The 16,611-nt window shown below is 64.8% G+C and carries 17 protein-coding genes and 1 tRNA gene; 9 read left to right on the forward strand and 9 right to left on the reverse strand.

Annotated elements, in window-relative coordinates; genetic code table 11:
* The first annotated feature begins 204 nt into the window (after positions 1 to 204).
* Genes nadA through J8I29_RS28260 form a run of 4 tightly spaced genes read left to right on the forward strand, consistent with a single transcriptional unit; the run spans position 205 to position 4,420 of the window.
* Complete coding sequence (gene nadA / locus J8I29_RS28245) at positions 205 to 1,188, forward strand: quinolinate synthase NadA (RefSeq protein WP_209434207.1); 984 nt, start codon at positions 205 to 207, stop codon at positions 1,186 to 1,188.
* Positions 1,185 to 2,744 carry an L-aspartate oxidase gene (locus J8I29_RS28250; protein WP_209434208.1) on the forward strand — a complete coding sequence of 520 codons (1,560 nt, stop codon included), beginning with the start codon at positions 1,185 to 1,187 and terminating at the stop codon, positions 2,742 to 2,744. The genes nadA and J8I29_RS28250 overlap by 4 nt, the downstream gene beginning before the upstream one ends.
* A 1-nt stretch (position 2,745) precedes the next feature.
* On the forward strand, positions 2,746 to 3,600 hold the full coding sequence (nadC, locus tag J8I29_RS28255; RefSeq protein WP_209434209.1) for a carboxylating nicotinate-nucleotide diphosphorylase: 855 nt from the start codon (positions 2,746 to 2,748) through the stop codon (positions 3,598 to 3,600).
* Positions 3,601 to 3,643: 43 nt separating this feature from the next.
* Positions 3,644 to 4,420, forward strand: coding sequence for a metallophosphoesterase family protein (locus tag J8I29_RS28260; protein WP_209434210.1), 777 nt, complete (start codon positions 3,644 to 3,646; stop codon positions 4,418 to 4,420).
* 81 nt (positions 4,421 to 4,501) lie between these two features.
* On the opposite strand, the gene J8I29_RS28265 is transcribed toward J8I29_RS28260, so the two are convergent.
* The 5 genes from J8I29_RS28265 to J8I29_RS28285 all read right to left on the reverse strand — a co-directional run bounded on the left by J8I29_RS28265 (position 4,502) and on the right by J8I29_RS28285 (position 10,754).
* Positions 4,502 to 6,202 (reverse strand): penicillin-binding protein 2, encoded by a 1,701-nt coding sequence (locus J8I29_RS28265; RefSeq protein ID WP_105864231.1) that lies wholly within the window; start codon positions 6,200 to 6,202, stop codon positions 4,502 to 4,504.
* 400 nt (positions 6,203 to 6,602) lie between these two features.
* Complete coding sequence (locus tag J8I29_RS28270; RefSeq protein ID WP_209434212.1) at positions 6,603 to 8,408, reverse strand: cation:proton antiporter; 1,806 nt, start codon at positions 8,406 to 8,408, stop codon at positions 6,603 to 6,605.
* Positions 8,409 to 8,614: 206 nt separating this feature from the next.
* Positions 8,615 to 9,175: an HNH endonuclease gene (locus J8I29_RS28275; RefSeq protein WP_068290559.1), complete on the reverse strand. Its 561-nt coding sequence runs from the start codon at positions 9,173 to 9,175 to the stop codon at positions 8,615 to 8,617.
* Between the two features lie 152 nt (positions 9,176 to 9,327).
* Positions 9,328 to 9,870: a gamma-glutamylcyclotransferase gene (locus J8I29_RS28280; RefSeq protein ID WP_281062580.1), complete on the reverse strand. Its 543-nt coding sequence runs from the start codon at positions 9,868 to 9,870 to the stop codon at positions 9,328 to 9,330.
* A complete protein-coding gene (locus tag J8I29_RS28285) occupies positions 9,867 to 10,754 on the reverse strand; it encodes an N-formylglutamate amidohydrolase (RefSeq protein WP_245443495.1) in 888 nt (295 codons plus the stop codon). The genes J8I29_RS28280 and J8I29_RS28285 overlap by 4 nt, the downstream gene beginning before the upstream one ends.
* A gap of 516 nt (positions 10,755 to 11,270) precedes the next feature.
* Here J8I29_RS28285 and J8I29_RS28290 point away from each other — a divergent pair.
* Both J8I29_RS28290 and J8I29_RS28295 read left to right on the forward strand, forming a co-directional pair.
* Positions 11,271 to 11,636, forward strand: coding sequence for a response regulator (locus J8I29_RS28290; protein ID WP_105864233.1), 366 nt, complete (start codon positions 11,271 to 11,273; stop codon positions 11,634 to 11,636).
* Positions 11,637 to 11,713: 77 nt separating this feature from the next.
* Positions 11,714 to 11,788 (forward strand) — tRNA-Val (locus tag J8I29_RS28295).
* Between the two features lie 182 nt (positions 11,789 to 11,970).
* Here the strand turns inward: J8I29_RS28295 and J8I29_RS28300 are convergent.
* Entirely contained in the window at positions 11,971 to 12,357 is a 387-nt protein-coding gene (locus tag J8I29_RS28300) for a septal ring lytic transglycosylase RlpA family protein (protein WP_245197460.1), read from the reverse strand.
* A gap of 249 nt (positions 12,358 to 12,606) precedes the next feature.
* Here J8I29_RS28300 and J8I29_RS28305 point away from each other — a divergent pair, with 249 nt between their 5' ends.
* Both J8I29_RS28305 and J8I29_RS28310 read left to right on the forward strand, forming a co-directional pair.
* Entirely contained in the window at positions 12,607 to 12,798 is a 192-nt protein-coding gene (locus J8I29_RS28305) for a CsbD family protein (RefSeq protein ID WP_209434213.1), read from the forward strand.
* 35 nt (positions 12,799 to 12,833) lie between these two features.
* The gene (locus J8I29_RS28310; protein WP_105864168.1) at positions 12,834 to 13,094 is read left to right on the forward strand and encodes a GlsB/YeaQ/YmgE family stress response membrane protein; all 261 of its coding nucleotides are present in this window, start codon (positions 12,834 to 12,836) and stop codon (positions 13,092 to 13,094) included.
* 159 nt (positions 13,095 to 13,253) lie between these two features.
* Here the strand turns inward: J8I29_RS28310 and J8I29_RS28315 are convergent, their stop codons facing one another.
* Together J8I29_RS28315 and J8I29_RS28320 are read right to left on the reverse strand one after the other, a co-directional pair.
* Positions 13,254 to 14,156: a ketopantoate reductase family protein gene (locus J8I29_RS28315; RefSeq protein ID WP_209434214.1), complete on the reverse strand. Its 903-nt coding sequence runs from the start codon at positions 14,154 to 14,156 to the stop codon at positions 13,254 to 13,256.
* A 305-nt stretch (positions 14,157 to 14,461) separates the two neighbouring features.
* Positions 14,462 to 14,920 carry an NUDIX hydrolase gene (locus J8I29_RS28320; protein WP_209434215.1) on the reverse strand — a complete coding sequence of 153 codons (459 nt, stop codon included), beginning with the start codon at positions 14,918 to 14,920 and terminating at the stop codon, positions 14,462 to 14,464.
* Between the two features lie 191 nt (positions 14,921 to 15,111).
* Between J8I29_RS28320 and J8I29_RS28325 the strand changes: the two genes are divergently transcribed.
* Entirely contained in the window at positions 15,112 to 15,888 is a 777-nt protein-coding gene (locus tag J8I29_RS28325; RefSeq protein ID WP_209434216.1) for an SDR family oxidoreductase, read from the forward strand.
* Positions 15,889 to 15,967: 79 nt separating this feature from the next.
* On the opposite strand, the gene J8I29_RS28330 is transcribed toward J8I29_RS28325, so the two are convergent.
* On the reverse strand, positions 15,968 to 16,525 hold the full coding sequence (locus J8I29_RS28330; RefSeq protein WP_209434217.1) for a hypothetical protein: 558 nt from the start codon (positions 16,523 to 16,525) through the stop codon (positions 15,968 to 15,970).
* Positions 16,526 to 16,611: the final 86 nt, after the last annotated feature.

The following is a 16,611-nucleotide window of genomic DNA, read 5'->3' on the forward strand; positions in this document are numbered from 1 at the left end:
CAGCTCGCTCGCAACTTTGGCGCGGTCTCCCTTCTCCCGCAGGGGGAGAAGGCTTATCGTGCCTCTCACTCTGCCTGGGCTTGGGCTGATCCTTCTCTCGATCGCGCTGTGAGATCTTTATGCTCTAGCTGAACATAATTCGCTTGACATTGCTTATGCTCAATTTAAGCATATGCTGGATATATGCTCATTAGGAGTATAAATATGTCCCTCGATACTGCCGTCCTCGCTCGTACCGCACCGCTCTATGAACGCGTCAGACGCGTCATTCCGGCGATGGAATGGCCCGTCTTTGCTGACGATGTCGACGCCATCCTGGCGCTGAAGAAGGAACGCAACGCCGTCATCCTGGCGCACAACTATCAGACGCCGGAGATCTTCCACTGCGTCGCCGATGTGGTGGGCGACAGCCTGGCACTCGCCCGCAAGGCGGTGGATACCGATGCCGATGTCATCGTGCTGGCGGGCGTGCATTTCATGGCCGAGACCGCCAAGCTGCTCAACCCGGACAAGACGGTGCTGATCCCCGATCTCGGTGCCGGCTGTTCGCTGGCCGATTCGATCACGCCCGAGGATGTGCGCCTGATGCGGGCGACCTATCCGGGCGTGCCCATCGTCACCTATGTCAACACCTCGGCGGCGGTGAAGGCCGAATCCGACGTCTGCTGCACCTCCGGCAATGCCAAGCGCATCGTCGAGAAGCTCGGCATGCCCAAGGTGATCATGCTGCCCGACGAATATCTCGCCCGCAACATCGCCGCCGAGACCGATGTCGAGATCATCGCCTGGAAGGGCCATTGCGAGGTGCATGAGCGCTTCTCGCCGACCGAGGTGCGCCAGCTCCGGGAAGACCATCCCGGTGTGATCGTGCTCGCCCATCCCGAATGCCCGCCGGAGGTGGTGGCGGAAGCCGATTTCTCCGGCTCGACCGCGCTGATGTCCGACTATGTCGCCGAGCACAAGCCCGCCCGCGTGGTGCTGCTGACCGAGTGCTCGATGAGCGACAACGTCGCCGTGCAGCACCCCAGCGTCGATTTCATCCGCCCCTGCAATCTCTGCCCGCATATGAAGCGCATCACGCTCGCCAATATCCGTGAGGCGCTGGAGACCGGTCAGCACGAGGTCACCATCGATCCTGCTGTCGCGGTCGCCGCGCGCCGGGCCGTCGAGAGGATGCTCGCGCTATGAGCGATCATCCCGTGCTCTATCGCGACCGTCCGGTGGTGGTCGGGGCCGGCCTCGCCGGACTGATGACGGCGCTCTGTCTCGCGCCCGAGCCGGTGGTGCTGCTCTCCCGTGCGCCGCTCGGCGCGGAGACTTCGACCGCCTGGGCGCAGGGCGGCCTCGCCGCGAGCCTGGCGGCGGACGACACGCCCGCCATGCATCTCGCCGACACAGTGGAGGCTGGCGCCGGCCTGGTCGAGGCCGAGGCGGCCCGCCGCATCGTCACGGCGGCACCCGGGGCGGTGCGCCGGCTCGCTGCCTTCGGCGTGCGTTTCGACGCGGCGGATGGGGCTTTCCTGCTCGGCCTCGAAGCCGCCCATGGCCGCCGCCGCATCGTGCATGCCGATGGCGATGCCACTGGACGGGAGATCGTCCGGGCCCTTGCCGCCGCCGTGCGGGCCACACCCTCGATCACCGTGCTGGAGGGGGTCGAGGCGCGGCGCCTCATCGTCGAGGACGGCGCGATTGCCGGCATCGTCTGCGTCGGCCCGAAGGACGAGACGATGACGATCCCCACCGCACGCGTGGTACTGGCGACCGGGGGCATTGGTGGCCTCTTCTGCGACAGCACAAATCCCCGGGCGAGCCAAGGGCAGGGCCTGGCCCTGGCTGCTCGCGCCGGCGCCATGCTCTCCAACCTCGAATTCGTGCAGTTCCATCCGACGGCGCTCGATACCGCGGCACGGCCGATGGGGCTGGTCAGCGAAGCCGTGCGGGGCGAGGGCGCCGTGCTGGTCGACGAGACCGGCGAACGCTTCCTTCGCCACCTGCCGGGCGCCGAACTCGCCCCGCGCGACGAGGTCGCCCGTGGCATCTGGCGGCATTTGGCCGAGGGCCACCGCGTCTATCTCGACGCCCGCCAGCAGCCCGGCGCGGGCTTCGCGCGCCGCTTTCCGGGGATAGACCGGCTGTGCCGGGAGGCGGGCTTCGATCCCACATCGCAGCCGCTGCCGGTGCGGCCGGCCCAGCACTACCACATGGGCGGCATAGCGGTGGACGGACAAGGCAGGAGTTCCGTCCCGGGGCTGTGGGCTTGCGGCGAGGTGGCCTGCACCGGGCTGCATGGCGCCAATCGCCTGGCCAGCAATTCACTGGCCGAGGCCGCGGTCTGCGCCGCCTGGGTAGCCGAGAGCGTAGGGAGTGCGCCGGGAACGAGCTCCCGATTTGGGCGAGCCGCAATTGCCGCGCCTGCCGCCGATCTCCGGGCCAGCGATCCTGCGCCGACGCGTCAGATTCTATCACGCGCGCTCGGCGTGATCAGGGTGCGTGCCGGGCTGGAAGCGGCGATCGCCGAACTTCTGCCGCTGGCCGCCGGCACGCGGCCCGCCTCGAACCCGGCCCTGGTCGGCCTGATGCTGGCCGTCTCCGCCCTCGCCCGGCAGGAAAGCCGGGGGGCGCATTGGCGGGCCGACTTCCCCTCCAGCCTGCCGATGGCGGCACCATCATTCCTCTCGCTCGGCCAGGCGCTTGCCCTGGCCCGCGAGACCCTCGCTTCCCTTCCTTTCGCAGAAAGTGCCTGACATGCCGTTGTTGCCGCTCTCTCCGTTCCTGTTCGAGCCGATCGTCCGCGCCGCTCTGGTCGAGGATCTCGGCCGGGCCGGCGATCTCACCACCGATGCCATCGTGCCTCCCGATCTCAAGGCGACCACCGTGCTGGCAGCGCGGCAGGACGGCGTGATCGCCGGCCTCGACATCGCCGCGACGGCCTTCCGCCTGCTCGACCCCCATGTCGGAATCACGGTGGAACGTGGCGATGGCGCCAGGGTCTCGCCGGGGACCGTCATCGCCACCGTCAGCGGTTCGGCCCGGGCCCTGCTGACGGGCGAACGCACGGCGTTGAATATTCTGTGCCATCTCAGCGGCATCGCCAGCGCCACGGCCTCGGTCGTGGAGGCGGTGAAAGGGCACAAGGCTACCGTCGTGTGCACCCGCAAGACCACGCCCGGGCTGCGCGCCCTGGAAAAATATGCGGTGCGGGCCGGCGGTGGCGGCAATCATCGCTTTGGGCTCGACGATGCCATCCTGATCAAGGATAACCATGTCGCCATTGCCGGGGGCATCCGCCCGGCACTGGAGCGGGCCAGGGCGGCGGCGGGCCATATGGTGAAGATCGAGCTGGAGGTCGACACGCTGGCCCAGCTCGAGGAGGCGCTGGCCGTCGGCGTCGATGCGGTGCTGCTCGACAATATGAGCCCTGCGCAATTGCGCGAAGCGGTGGCGATGGTGGGCGGAAGAGCGCTGACCGAGGCCTCCGGCCGGGTCACGGCGGCAACGGCGCCGGCGATCGCGGTCGCGGGTGTCGACCTCATCTCCGTCGGCTGGCTCACCCACAGCGCGCCGGTCCTCGATATCGGGCTGGACTACCGGGCGGGATAGCAGGAGCCTTGCGACGCGTGGTGCGCCTGCCTATGCTGCCGCCATGCAGAATCCCATCGTACCCTTTTCCATCCCGCCGCGTGCGCCGGCGGGGACGACCATCATTGCCTTCGGTGACGTCCACGGCCACCTCGCGCTGATGGAAGAGATCCTGGCCAAGGCCCAAGCTCGCGCCCGGGCCAAGCCGGAGCGGCGCCACATCGTCATCAGCCTCGGCGACCTCGTCGACCGCGGACCGGACTCCCGTGGCGTCGTGGCCCGGCTGATGGGGGATCTGCCAGGCTGCGAGCTTCATGTGCTCCGGGGCAACCACGAAACCTTGCTGATGTCCTTCCTGGCAGGGGACCCCGATGCCGATGTCTGGCTCAAATGGGGCGGCATGGCGACGGTGGGCAGCTATGGCGTCGACATCAAGGGGGCCAACCCCCAATCGACGCGGGATGTCGAGCGTCTGAGGGAGGAGTTCCGCGCGAGGATGCTGCCCGACCATCTCGAATTCATGCGCACGCGGCCGCTGAGTCTCACTTTCGGCGATTATTTCTTCGTACATGCCGGCGCGCGGCCGGACGTGCCGCTGGCCGAGCAGAAGGAATACGACCTGATCTGGATCCGTGACGAGTTCCTGCCCTCCGGCCAGCTCTTCGAGAAGAAGATCGTGCATGGCCACACCGCGGTGGAGGAGCCGGATTTCCGCACCAACCGCATCAATCTCGACACGGGCGCCTGCTATGGCGGCAAGCTGACGGCGGCCATCTTCGAGGATGACCTGGCCGAGGTGTTCGTCTCCATCCCCGCCCCGCCCCGCACGCATTTTCCGTGAGAGGCGCCGTCACTGCGAGCGAAGCAATGACGATGATGGCGGCAGATGGGTCCCGGCCGGAAAAGCGGCCTGCTTTCCTCCTCAATGCGTGACGAGCCATTCCATCGGATGGTCCTCGCCGCGGGGCGCATAGAGCGGCGGCACAGGGTTTGGAATTTCCTGGAAGCGCGGCTTGACGCCGAGCAGCGGCCCGACCCGTTCCAGGATCTTGCCGGTGGTGACGCCGGCATTCCAGGCGGCGGATGAGTAGCCATAGGTCTCCGGCAGGCCCTTGGGTTCGTCATAGAGCACGAGCACCAGATATTTCGGCTTGTCGAAGGGAAACACCGCCATGAAGGTGGTGAAGTTGAGCGACTTCGAATAGCGCCCATTGATGACCTTTTCGGCCGTGCCGGTCTTGGCGCCGATGCCGAGGCCGGGAACATCGGCCTTCTTGCCGGAACCGTCGGTGGCGTTGAGGCGCATGATGTAGCGCATCACGTCGGAGGTGTGCTTCTTCAGGACCAGCTTGGAGCCGGCCAGGGCATCGCTCTCGCTGCGCGCCAGGAAAGTCGGCTTGATCAGATGGCCGCCATTCATCATCGCCCCGACCGCCATCATTGCCTGCAGCGGCGCCACGGCCATGCCGTGGCCGAAGGCGATGGTGATGGTGTTGATCTCGCTCCAGCGCCTGGGCAGGATCGGCATGGCGTTCTCGGGCAGCTCGGTAATCAGCCGCGTGGTCTGCCCCATCATCCTGAGAAAGGCCTTGTGGGCGTCGACGCCGAGGGCGAGGGCCATTCTGGCCGAGCCGATATTGGAGGAGAAGGTGAACACCTCCGGCAGGCTCAGCATGCGCCGGCGGGCATGGTCGTCGTGGATGGTGAAGCGGCCATATTTGAGCGTGGTGCGGGCATCGAGCATAGAGGCGGTGGTGAACTTGCCCGATTCGATCGCCATGGCCGTGGTGAGGGCCTTGAAGGTCGAGCCCATCTCGAACACGCCGACATTGATGCGGTTAATCCGGTTGGGATCGAGGGCATCGGCCGGGTTGTTGGGATCGAAATCGGGCAACGACACCAGCGAGATCATCTCGCCGGTGTTGACGTCCATGATGGCGCCGGCGGCCGCCTTGGCCTGGTAGTGTTCCATGCCGGCGACGAGTTCCTCGCGCATCACGGCCTGGGCGCGCAGATCGATCGAAAGACGCACCGGCTTGAGGTCATGCGGATCGGAGGCATAGCCGAGCGCCTGCAGTTCGGAGAGGCCGCGCTTTCTGTCGATATAGCGCTCGATGCCGGCGATGCCCTGGTTGTCGATGTTCACGGCTCCGAGCACATGGCTCACCGTCGGCCCGTTGGGGTAGATGCGCTTGTTCTCGTTGATGAAGCCGATACCGGGCAGGCCGAGCGCATAGATGCGGTTGCGCTGCTCGGGCGTGATCTCGCGCTTGAGCCAGATGAAGCCCTTGCCGGAGGCGAGCTTGGCCCTGAGGTCGCGTGCGTCGAATTCCGGCATCTGGGCGGTGAGCAGCTCGGTCGCCTCGTCGACGTCGATGATCTTCTTCGGCTCGGCATAGAGCGAGGGCACCTGCACGTCGGTCGCCAGGATGCGGCCATTGCGGTCGAGGATATCGGGGCGAGCCGCCGCCAGCTGATCGGCCGCCGAGCGGCGCGCATCATATTGCTCGTCCGGCGCGGTGCCGAACTGCACCAGCCGGCCCAGGATCGCCATGTAGATGCAGACGAACCCCACCACGATCAGCAGGATGCGCCCCGCGCTCTTCTGCAGCTTGGTGGGCATTATGGGACGTCGCCTGGGTCTTTCGCCCGGCAGGGGCGGCTCGTTCGCCGCCGGGAAGTCCTGGGAGGGCGAGGTAGCGGCGACGGCCTGGTGACCCGCCTGCTCGTGATCTGCCTCGTCGGCGGAAGAGGTTTGCATCGCAGCTTTTCCCAGTGCCTCGCAAGCAGCCGCGACCTGCCGGGCCTGCACCCGGCGGTTCCTGCCGCGTCTCGATGTGTTGAACGACACAGGGCGCGTGGATCGCCCGCTATCCGAAAGGGAGTTGGTGTCTAAAAATGGTTCATTCTATTCATGGAACAGCAATAAAGCCGCGAAAAAGGCGGGTAAAGAGTATCAAACCATTAACAATTCGTACGGTTATCGAGGCCTTAACGGAAAGTGGCTGGCGGGCCCATCCAGCTCAGGCGGCCTGACCGGGCTGGCCTTCTTCGGAGTGCAGCAGGTCGCGGATCATGCCGCGGGCGATTTCCTCTTCGCCCATCAGGATCACGTCGGCTCCGAGTCCCCTGAGGTAGCCGACGGCCTCCTCGCTATGGGCCCGAGCGAGAATGCGGATGGCAGGATTGAGCTTGCGGGCCTGTTCAACCAGATGGCCGGCCTCGAAGGCGTCGGGGATGGCGACGACCAGCCATTTCGCGCCGGCCAGATTCTGCAGCTCGAGCGTCTCGTAATCGCCCGCCGGCCCGGAATAGACCTCGATGCCGTCGGCTTTCAGCTTCTCGACCTCGCTTTGCGATTCCTCGATCACTATCAGCGGCACGCCGGCCTGATGCAGAGCCTTGGCGACCCGGCTGCCGACACGGCCATGGCCGACCAGGATGGCGTGCTGGCTGAGCTTGGTCGGCTGGACGACCTCGATGTCGCCGTCTTCAGGCAAAGGCGCGGCTTCCGCCATGGTCGCACCCGGCTCGGCCTCGGGCTGAGACGGCGCCTCGGGCTCGGCTTCCGGCCTGGTTTCCGATTTGGGCGCCACGGCCGGCTGGCGTTCAGGGCGCAACACGAAACGGTCCAGCGCCATGAACAGGATCGGGTTGATCACGATGGAGATGAGGGCGCCCGCCACCACCAGGTCGCGCGCCGTGCCGGGGATGATGTCGAGCTCGACGCCCAGCACCGCCAGGATGAACGAGAATTCGCCGATCTGGGCCAGGCTCGCCGAAATGGTCAGGGCCACGCCCTTGGAATAGCCGAAGCCGCGCACGATCAGGAAGGCGGCGATCGACTTGCCGACCACGATGATCAGGAAGGTGACGAGCACGGCAAGCGGATGCTGGATCAGGATCGAGGGGTTGAACAGCATGCCGACCGAGACGAAGAACAGCACCGCGAAGGCGTCGCGCAGCGGCAGCGTCTCGTTGGCCGCCTGCTTGCTGAGCGGGGATTCGGCCAGCACCATGCCGGCGAAGAAGGCGCCCAGCGCAAAGGAGACGCCGAAGAGCGCGGCGGCGCCATAGGCAACCCCGAGCGAAATCGCCAGCACGGCCAGGCGGAAGAGCTCGCGCGAGCCGGTATGGGCGACGAAATGCAGCACCCAGGGGATGACCTTGCGCCCAACCACCAGCATCAGCGCCACGAAGGCGGCGACCTTGACGGCGGTGACCATCAGGGTGGCGCCGATCGAACTGAGGCCGAGATTGGCGGCAAGGCCCGAGGGCGCCACTTCGCCCGGCGCATGGCCGCCGAGAAGGCCGGCCAGCGGGGGAATCAGCACCAGGGTGATCACCATCACAAGGTCTTCGACGATCAGCCAGCCGACGGCGATCCGCCCGCGCTCGGTTTCGATCAGCTTGCGCTCCTGCATGGCGCGCAGCAGCACCACGGTACTGGCGACCGAAAGGGCGAGGCCGAAGACGAGGCCCGTGCCGAGGCCCCAGCCCATGATCCAGGCAAAGCCCATGCCCAGCAGCGTCGCTACCGCGATCTGGCCCAGGGCGCCAGGTATGGCGATGGCACGGACGGAAAGCAGGTCCTTCAGCGAAAAATGCAGGCCGACGCCGAACATCAGCAGGATGACGCCGAGTTCGGCCAGCTCGTTGGCGAGCTTCTGGTCGGCCACGAAGCCGGGCGTGAAGGGCCCGATCACAACACCGCCGAGCAGATAGGCCACGATCGGCGAGAGCCGCAGACGCTGCGCGACGAGCGCGAAGATGAATGCCAGTCCCAAACCCGCCACGATCGTTGCTATCAACGGTGTCTCGTGCGGCATGGAACCTTCCTTCGCGGTCGTAACGAGCCTTCGACGTGCCTACAGCACCCCAGATCTGTCTGATGATTGCCTTGCGGCCGCTTCACCATAGGAGAGTTCGATAGTGAGCGCTCGTTAACAATCGGAAAGGTCACCATCAAACCACGGCGATAGCGTGGAACGAGAATGCCGCGACGCGTAAAGCATGCCCGGGTGAAGGATGCCGATCAAGGCTCCAGTTCGGTATCCCAATAGAGATAATCGAGCCAGCTTTCATGCAGATAGTTCGGCGGGAAATGCCGGCCGTTCTGGTGCAGGTCGCTGAGGGAGGGAGCGTAGGGCTTCTGGTTGGGATGCATGCCGGCTTCGGCGGGCATGGCGCCGCCCTTCTTCAGATTGCAGGGCGAGCAGGCGGCGACGACGTTTTCCCAGGTGGTCTGCCCGCCCCGGGAGCGTGGAATGACGTGGTCGAAGGTCAGATCCGAACGTGTGCCGCAATATTGGCAGGTGAAACAGTCGCGCAGGAAGACGTTGAAGCGGGTGAAGGCAGGGTTTCGACTGGGTTTGACGTAGGTCTTGAGACACACCACCGAAGGTAATCGGAACTCGAAGGTGGGACTTCGCACCACCTTGTCATATTCGGAGATGATGTTGACCCTGTCGAGGAAGACCGCCTTCACCGTATCCTGCCAGGACCATAGCGACAGCGGATAATAGGACAGCGGCCGGTAATCGGCGTTCAGCACGAGGGCAGGACAGGCCTCGGGCGAGACCGGCGGATGAAACACAGCAGGCGAAACATGCGCTGTCACGAAGCGCTCCCGTCACCATCAGTCCAGCCGAAAAGGCCGATTCGGCTGTTCGTCCAACACAATGTAGGATTAACGTGTCGGTCTTGTGAAGGGGGTAGGGTCCCCGACCGGCCTCCCATGCAGCCGCATCATCCCCGCAATTGGTGCGAGAGCCAGGCCAGCGTGCGGTCCGGTATGCCGAGTTCGTCGAGATGGTCGTGGGTGGCGAGCACGTAATCGGGATTGGCGCCCGACAGCCCGACGCCCCCGCGTATCACCTCCAGGAGCTGGCGATCCGGCAGCTTGCCGCAATATTGCAGGTGCTTGCGGTCCGCCCGATAGGCGAGGGCCCGCACATGACGCCCGTCCTCGAGCCGGGCCTCGTGCAGGATCTCGATATAGACGCTGGTGGCCTGCTCGCGCCGGCGCAGATAATCCACCGTCGCATCCCAGTTTTCGGGGGCGACGCGGAAGGCGACGCCCCGGCAGGAGCCGCCCCGGTCGAGGCCGAGCACCAGGCCGGGCCTTTCAGGTGTGCCGCGATGGACATGCGACCAGATGCACAAAGCCCGGTGAAGGCCGCGAATCAGTGCATTCTGCCGCTCCTCATAGGCAAAACCGGGATTCCACATCAGGGAACCATAGCCGAAAACCCAATGGGCTTCAGGGACGGGCAGGACGGGCTGGTTCACTCGGCGGCCAGATGGAATGCATCGAGATAGTGGAAGGGCAGGCCAGCAAGCGTATCGCGCAGCACGGTGAGATCCCGCTTCAGGCGATCGAAGGCCGGAGCCAGGGAGAAATCCTGCTCGTTCATGTAGATCGAGCGGTTGATCTCGATCTGGATGACATGGAAGCCGGCGCCGGGATTGCCGTAATGCTCGGTGATGTAGCCGCCGGCATAGGGCTTGTTGCGCGCCACCGAATAGCCGAGGCTACGCAGCGCCTCGTCGGCGCAATCCGTGATCAGATGCGAGCAGCTGGTGCCGTAGCGATCGCCCAGCACGATGTCGGCGCGGGGTCTATCCTCACGCGCCAGGCCGCAGGAGGGCATGGAATGGCAATCCACCAATAGCGCCACGCCGAATTCGCGATGGATCTGGCCGAGCAGGCGGCGCAGCGTACGATGATAGGGCTTGTAGAGTTCCTCGATCCGGCGCAGCGCCTCGTCCACCGGCAGGCGGCGGGCATAGATTTCCTGGTTCTCGCTGACCACCCGCGCCAGCGTGCCCAGTCCGCCGGCCACGCGCAGGGAGCGAGTATTGGCATAGTTCGGCAGCCTGCCGTCGAACATGCGCGGGTCGAGCTCGTAGGGCTCGCGGTTGACGTCGAGAAAGGCACGGGGAAAGCGTGCGCTCATCACGGCAGAGCCGGTGGCGGCGACATCGGCGAGAAGAAGGTCGACGAAGGCATCCTCGGAACGGCGCAGCGAAAGTGGATCGAGGCGGGAAGCCTCCAGGAAAGAGCGCGGATAGACCCGTCCGGAATGCGGCGAGTTGAACAGCAAGGGCGCCGAATAGGCTGCCGGCTCGACCACGTCGAAGGGAGGGCTGAGCTCGATTTCCATGCCGTCCACGGTCTCCAGCGGCGGGTTGCTTTCACCTGGGCGACACGCGTCCGAAGGGCGGCCAGGCCAGGCAATATCGACATATCCCGACAAAATCATGCGCGCGCAAGCATCACAAGCCCTCGCGCATGATTTTCTCCATCGCACCGGAAGCAACCCTGGGGCCTGTCGTCAGTTAGGGATTGGTGTTTGATGATATTGAAAATGGTGGGATAGGAGGTGACGGCCTTGCCAGGAGGTTTCGTCTTGACGAGCCAGCGACAGTGCACACGGCCATTTTAGAGCTTATCCCCCCAGCGGTGGGATGCTTTTGGCCGATGAACACGTCGTTCGCGGCAGCAAGCCGGAAGGCTTGCGTTCTCGAACTCCCGCGCATTTGCGAAGCAAGGGCGGACCTCTTCAGACAGGCCCTGGCAACATCACGAATTCGGGATTAACTCTATTGCAATGTAAACGGGGCGTTTACCCTGACGACGGTTTATACAATTGGAACATGCTCCGGCCCTGCCGGGGATTCGGGACGCCATCATGAACAAGATTCTCCTCGCCGAAGACGACAATGATATGCGCCGCTTTCTGGTGCGCGCCCTGCAGAATGCCGGACATGAGGTGATGTCCTACGACAACGGCCTGTCGGCCTATCACCGGCTGCGGGAAGAACCGTTCGAATTGCTGCTGACCGATATCGTCATGCCGGAGATGGACGGAATCGAGCTGGCCCGCCGGGCTACCGAGCTCGATCCCGATATCAAGGTGATGTTCATCACCGGTTTTGCCGCCGTGGCGCTCAACCCGGATTCGCAGGCGCCGCGTGACGCCAAGGTGCTTTCCAAGCCCTTCCATCTCAAGGATCTGGTCAACGAAGTCGACAAGCTTTTGAAGGCCGCCTGAACTTTCCTCAAAATAGCGGGACGAATGGCTTGCATGGCCTGATTCAACCTGCTATCAGGCCGGCCTCCGCAAGCGATGGGCGCGTAGCTCAGCGGGAGAGCACTACGTTGACATCGTAGGGGTCACAGGTTCAATCCCTGTCGCGCCCACCATCGCTACCCAGAACGAGTTGAAGAGCCAAGGCATCGCAAAGGCGGTGCCTTTCTTGTTTTCTGGCGTTGGCGGATGCAGTCGGCCCACGCCCTCTCGGCCGCCGGTCCTTACTAAGGGCTATTCGGCCGCGGGGGCCGCTTCGTCGATTACCTCCGGCCTCCCATCCGGCCCGCGTCCAGTCCTAGCGACGCCGAGGCGGCAGTTGTAGTTGAGCGTCGCTATTTGCCGAGGCAGAAGAAGGCGTCGCGATTCTGGCGACCGACACTTTGGCTGTGCCCGTCTTGAGCATGCCCACCGCCTTGGCCGCTCCGTAGGAAAGATCGATCATGCGGCCACGCTTATGAGGGCCTCGGTCGGTGACACGCACGACAACGCTCTTGTGGTTCTCGAGGTTGGTCACGCGAAGCTTCGTTCCGAAAGGAAGGGAACGATGGGCAGCGGTCAGTTCTGCTGGATTGAAGCGCTCTCCGTTCGCGGTACGAGACCCCTTCAATTCCTTACCGTAAAAGGACGCCGTCCCTAAGGTTTCTGCGTGTCCGGAAACCATAGCCATGAAGATAATTATCATGGAGAAGGTGAAAATGCCGCCTATGATACGCATACCCATCCAGCAATTTCCTTCTGTAATTGATGATTAATTACGTTAGGAATCGAATGGTTTCGATTTTATTACCCGTGGGTTGCGGACAAGCTGCCGTGGTGGTGCTGCCACTGCTCGAGAACTGAGAAGCCGTTACCCTAAGCCAAAATCAGTACGGAACCAGGAAGGGGCACGGGCGTTTGTGAATTCGTGGTCTGCAATCAAAGGAGCAACCGAGTGAGCAGCGCAACGGACAAGGTGAAGGGTATCGCCAACCAGGTGGCCGGTTCGGTGAAGGAAGGCGTCGGCAAGGCCGTGGGCAACCGCGGGATGGAAGCAGAAGGGGCGATTCAAAAAGCCAAGGGAGAGGTTCAGGAGGCCAAGGGCAAGGTCAAGGACGCGGTGAAATCCGCGGTCGACAAGGCCTAGAATCTCGACATTCCGCTAAAGGCAAAGGTGAATCGATGGATCGTCCCGAGGTTGGTTGGATCGCTGCGATAATCATTGGCGGCCTGGCCGGTTGGCTGGCCGAGATGTTCATGAAGAGCAATACCGGCGTTCTCATGAACATTATTCTCGGCATCGTAGGCGCGGCCCTCGCCAGTTTTCTGCTGGGGTTAATAGGCGTCGGCTTCGGTGGGTGGCTGGGCTACCTCATCGCGGGCTTTATCGGCGCGTGCATCCTTATTGCGCTCGCCCGAATGTTGAGCGGTTCTCGCGTCTGAGTTCGAACCAGAGGGGCCGATGTCCCGTCTGGGCTCCTGGCGCTGCGCGATGCGGCATTTCCTTTCGCTATTTTGCCTGGGCGTACCGCCGCTGGCGCCGCTCTTGGCGTGCGGCGCCAGCCACCATAGGTCTCGCGGATAATCAGCTGCAGGGTCCACTCAGGGCGAGGGCGGCGCACCGGCCTCGCGCAGTTTCACCAGCGTCCATAGCGCCTGGTTCAGCGGCGCCTCCATGCCGCGCGCGGTGGCCCGGCGCAGGATGGCGCCGTTCAGATCGTCGATCTCCGTGCGTCGCCCCCTGGCCAGATCCTGGGCGGTCGACGAATATTGCTCGGCCATGCTGGTGCCCAGGCCGAAGACGGTGTCCTCCAGCGTGGGGGCCAGGGTGATGTCATAGGCGCCGGCCACGGCGCGGCACTCGGCGAGAATCCCCTTCAAGAGCACATCCACGCCTTCGCGGCCGACCAGCCGGCCATAAGGCAGGGCGGCGAGGGCGGAGACGGCATTGAGCGCGCAATTGACCGCCAGCTTGGTCCACAGCGTGCCGACGACATCCGGTGCGACACGGGCGGCGATGCCGGCCGCGGCGAACAGGTCCGCGAATTCCGCGCTGCGTTCGGAGGGGCCGATCACCATCCTGCCGCCGCCCTTGTGGCGGACATAGCCGGCGGCCGGCGCTTCCAGAGCGGCATAGACGGCCACGGCCACGGCGGGCCTGTCGAGGATATGGGCGAGCCTGTCGGCATTGTCGATGCCGTTCTGCAGGCTCCAGACCGAGCAATCGGCGCCGATATGGGGCGCGATGGCCGCAGCCGCCGCCTCGGTGTCGAAGGATTTCACGCAGAACAGCACCAGGTCTGCTCCGGCCACGGCCTCGGGCCTCGTATCGGCCTCAATCGGCACATGCTGCCTCTCGCCGCCGCGCTCGAGCAACAGGCCGCCATCCCTCACGGCTTCCACCAAAGCCGGGCGGCCGATCAGGGTGACGCTATGGCCGGCCTGGGCGAGCAGGGCGCCGAAGAAACAGCCGACGGCACCGGCTCCCATCACCGCAATCTTCATGATGCCGTTCTCCCGGCAAACTGAAGCAAGGCCGCCAGGATCCGCGACTCGGGATGCGATTGCTGGCGCAAGGCTCGTGACGATAGCTTTGCATCGGCACGCGGGCTGAGGGGAAAGAGGGGCATGCTTGTGATCTTGCCGGTAGGCAACGCCTCTATCATGTCGATCGCGGCTGGCGGGCTGCCGAAGGCCGGATCGCCGTCAAGGATAGACGGGTTCTCACGATCGGCAAGGCCGGCGACGGGTTGGGCGCGATGCGACAGTATCTCCGGCGCTTCGACCTTGTGGATGTGGCTGGATGAACGTCATGGCGTGGCACGGGCCAAGGCCAGGGCTTCCCGGGCGAGCGTATCGACGTCGACGCTGGCGCTGGCCTGGCCGGCCAGAAGAGCCGGCAGGTCGAACCAGCGGGCTTCCAGGGCATCGTCGGCTGCAACGGCCTCGCCGGATTGCCAATGGCAGAGCACGCCGACCAGCACATAATGGTGACCGCCTTCATGGGCCGGACGAGGATCGATGGAATCGAGCGCGGCGAAGGCCTTTACGGCGCGGGCGCGGACGCCGGTCTCTTCCTCGAGTTCGCGCAGAGCCGCCTGCAGCACGCCTTCGCCCGGCTCGATCTTGCCGCCCGGAAAGCCCCACAACCCCTGGTCCGGGGGATTGGCACGGCGAACCAGCAGGAATTCCTCGCCGCGCAGCACCACGGCGAGCACGGCGGCGACAGGGCGGGGCAGATTGTCACTTTCGGCCGGCTCCGAGCCCATTGTCTGTTTCTCCGGGACTTCTGCAGGTGGAGGGCCCAGCTATAGGCGCCTTCCGCTTCGAGCGACAGCCTGCAAGGCGAGACCTCCACCAGTTCAGAGCGGGGACGGGTGGCAGCCGCGCTCCCCAGGCTTGCCTGCCGCCGGCAGCCCTGCGAAAAGCCTGTGGCGTCCGCAGGAAAAGGCATGGGATCATGAAGCTCGGCATCGAAGGAAAATCCGCCATCGTCTGCGCCTCCAGCCGAGGGCTCGGCAAGGCTTGTGCGCTGGCTCTGGCGCGCGAGGGCGTGAATGTGGTGATCAATGGCGTCACGCCGGCCACGCTGGAGCGCACCGCGGCCGAGATCCGCGCCGCGACGGGTGCGACGGTTACGCCCGTGATTGCCGATGTCGCCAGCGAGGAAGGGCGCCGCAAGCTGCTTGAAGCCTGCCCGCAGCCCGACATTCTGGTCAACAATGCGGGTGGCCCGCCGCCCGGAGACTTCCGCCGGTTCGGCCGGGAGGAATGGCTGGCCGCGCTCGATGCCAACATGCTGGCGCCGATCGAGTTGATCAAGGCGACGCTGGACGGCATGGTGGCCCGCCGCTTCGGGCGCATCGTCAACATCACTTCGGTGACGGTGAAAGCGCCGATTTCCTATCTCGGCCTGTCGAATGGCGCCCGTACCGGGCTGACGGGCTTCGTGGCGGGTCTCGCCCGTGACATTGCCCGCCATAATGTGACGATCAACAACATCCTGCCGGGCTCCTTCGGCACCGACAGGCTGCGGGACAATGCCGCGGCCTCCGCCAGGCCGGGGCAGACGGCGGAAGAGGTGCTCGCCGAGTGGCGGGACGGCGAGATTTCCGGGCGGTTCGGCGATCCGGAGGAACTCGGTGCAGTCTGTGCCTTTCTGGCCGGAGCGCAGGCCGGCTATATCACGCGCCAGAATATCCTCATGGACGGCGGCAGCTTTCCCGGCACCTTCTGAACGCCCTCGAAAAGAGCACCAACAAAAAGGGCCAGCCGCAAGGCTGGCCTCGATTGGGTCGGCCGGCTGAAATTCCGGCTCAGAGCTTGGCCAGCATCTGGCAAAGCTTGATCAGCTGGGCATCGTACTCATCGCTGGCTCCGAGGATCAGCTTGCAGCGCTTCTTGAGGGCGATGCGCTGGGCGCTGCTCATCGAGGCGAACTGGCTGGAGACATTGCCGATAGTCACGCCAGTGCCAGGCGCCCCCGGGGTACCGGGTGTTCCCGGGGTTCCGGGCGTGCCGGGAGTCGTGCCTGGGACGTTGACGCCGACACCGACATTGACGCCCGTCGTGTTGTTGAGCGAGGCCGTGACATCTGCATCGGCGAGCGAGGAGTTGACGCCGACATTGGCGTTGACGCCGCTATTAGGCGTTGCCGATGCGCTGACTTTGGCGGTGGCGGCGTTGCCGACACTGGCCGTGGTGTTTGAATTCAGGCCGCTGCTGTTGAGGCTGGTGTTGCTATTGGCATTGACCGGGCCCACCTTCGCGCTGACGCCGACATTGACACCGCCGACGGCACCACCGACCGCACCCACGGCACCGCCCACGGCATTGCCGAGGCCGCCGGCAGTGTTGCCTAAATCACCGCTCACGGCGACCTGCGGAGCGATAAGAAGCAAAGTAGTCGCCAGTCCAGCGAACATTGCAACCTTGCGCCAATCCTTCCGATATTGCTGAG

This window comes from Labrys sp. LIt4 (assembly GCF_017813775.1).
In the GTDB taxonomy this organism is placed as follows: Bacteria; Pseudomonadota; Alphaproteobacteria; order Rhizobiales; family Labraceae; genus Labrys; species Labrys okinawensis_A.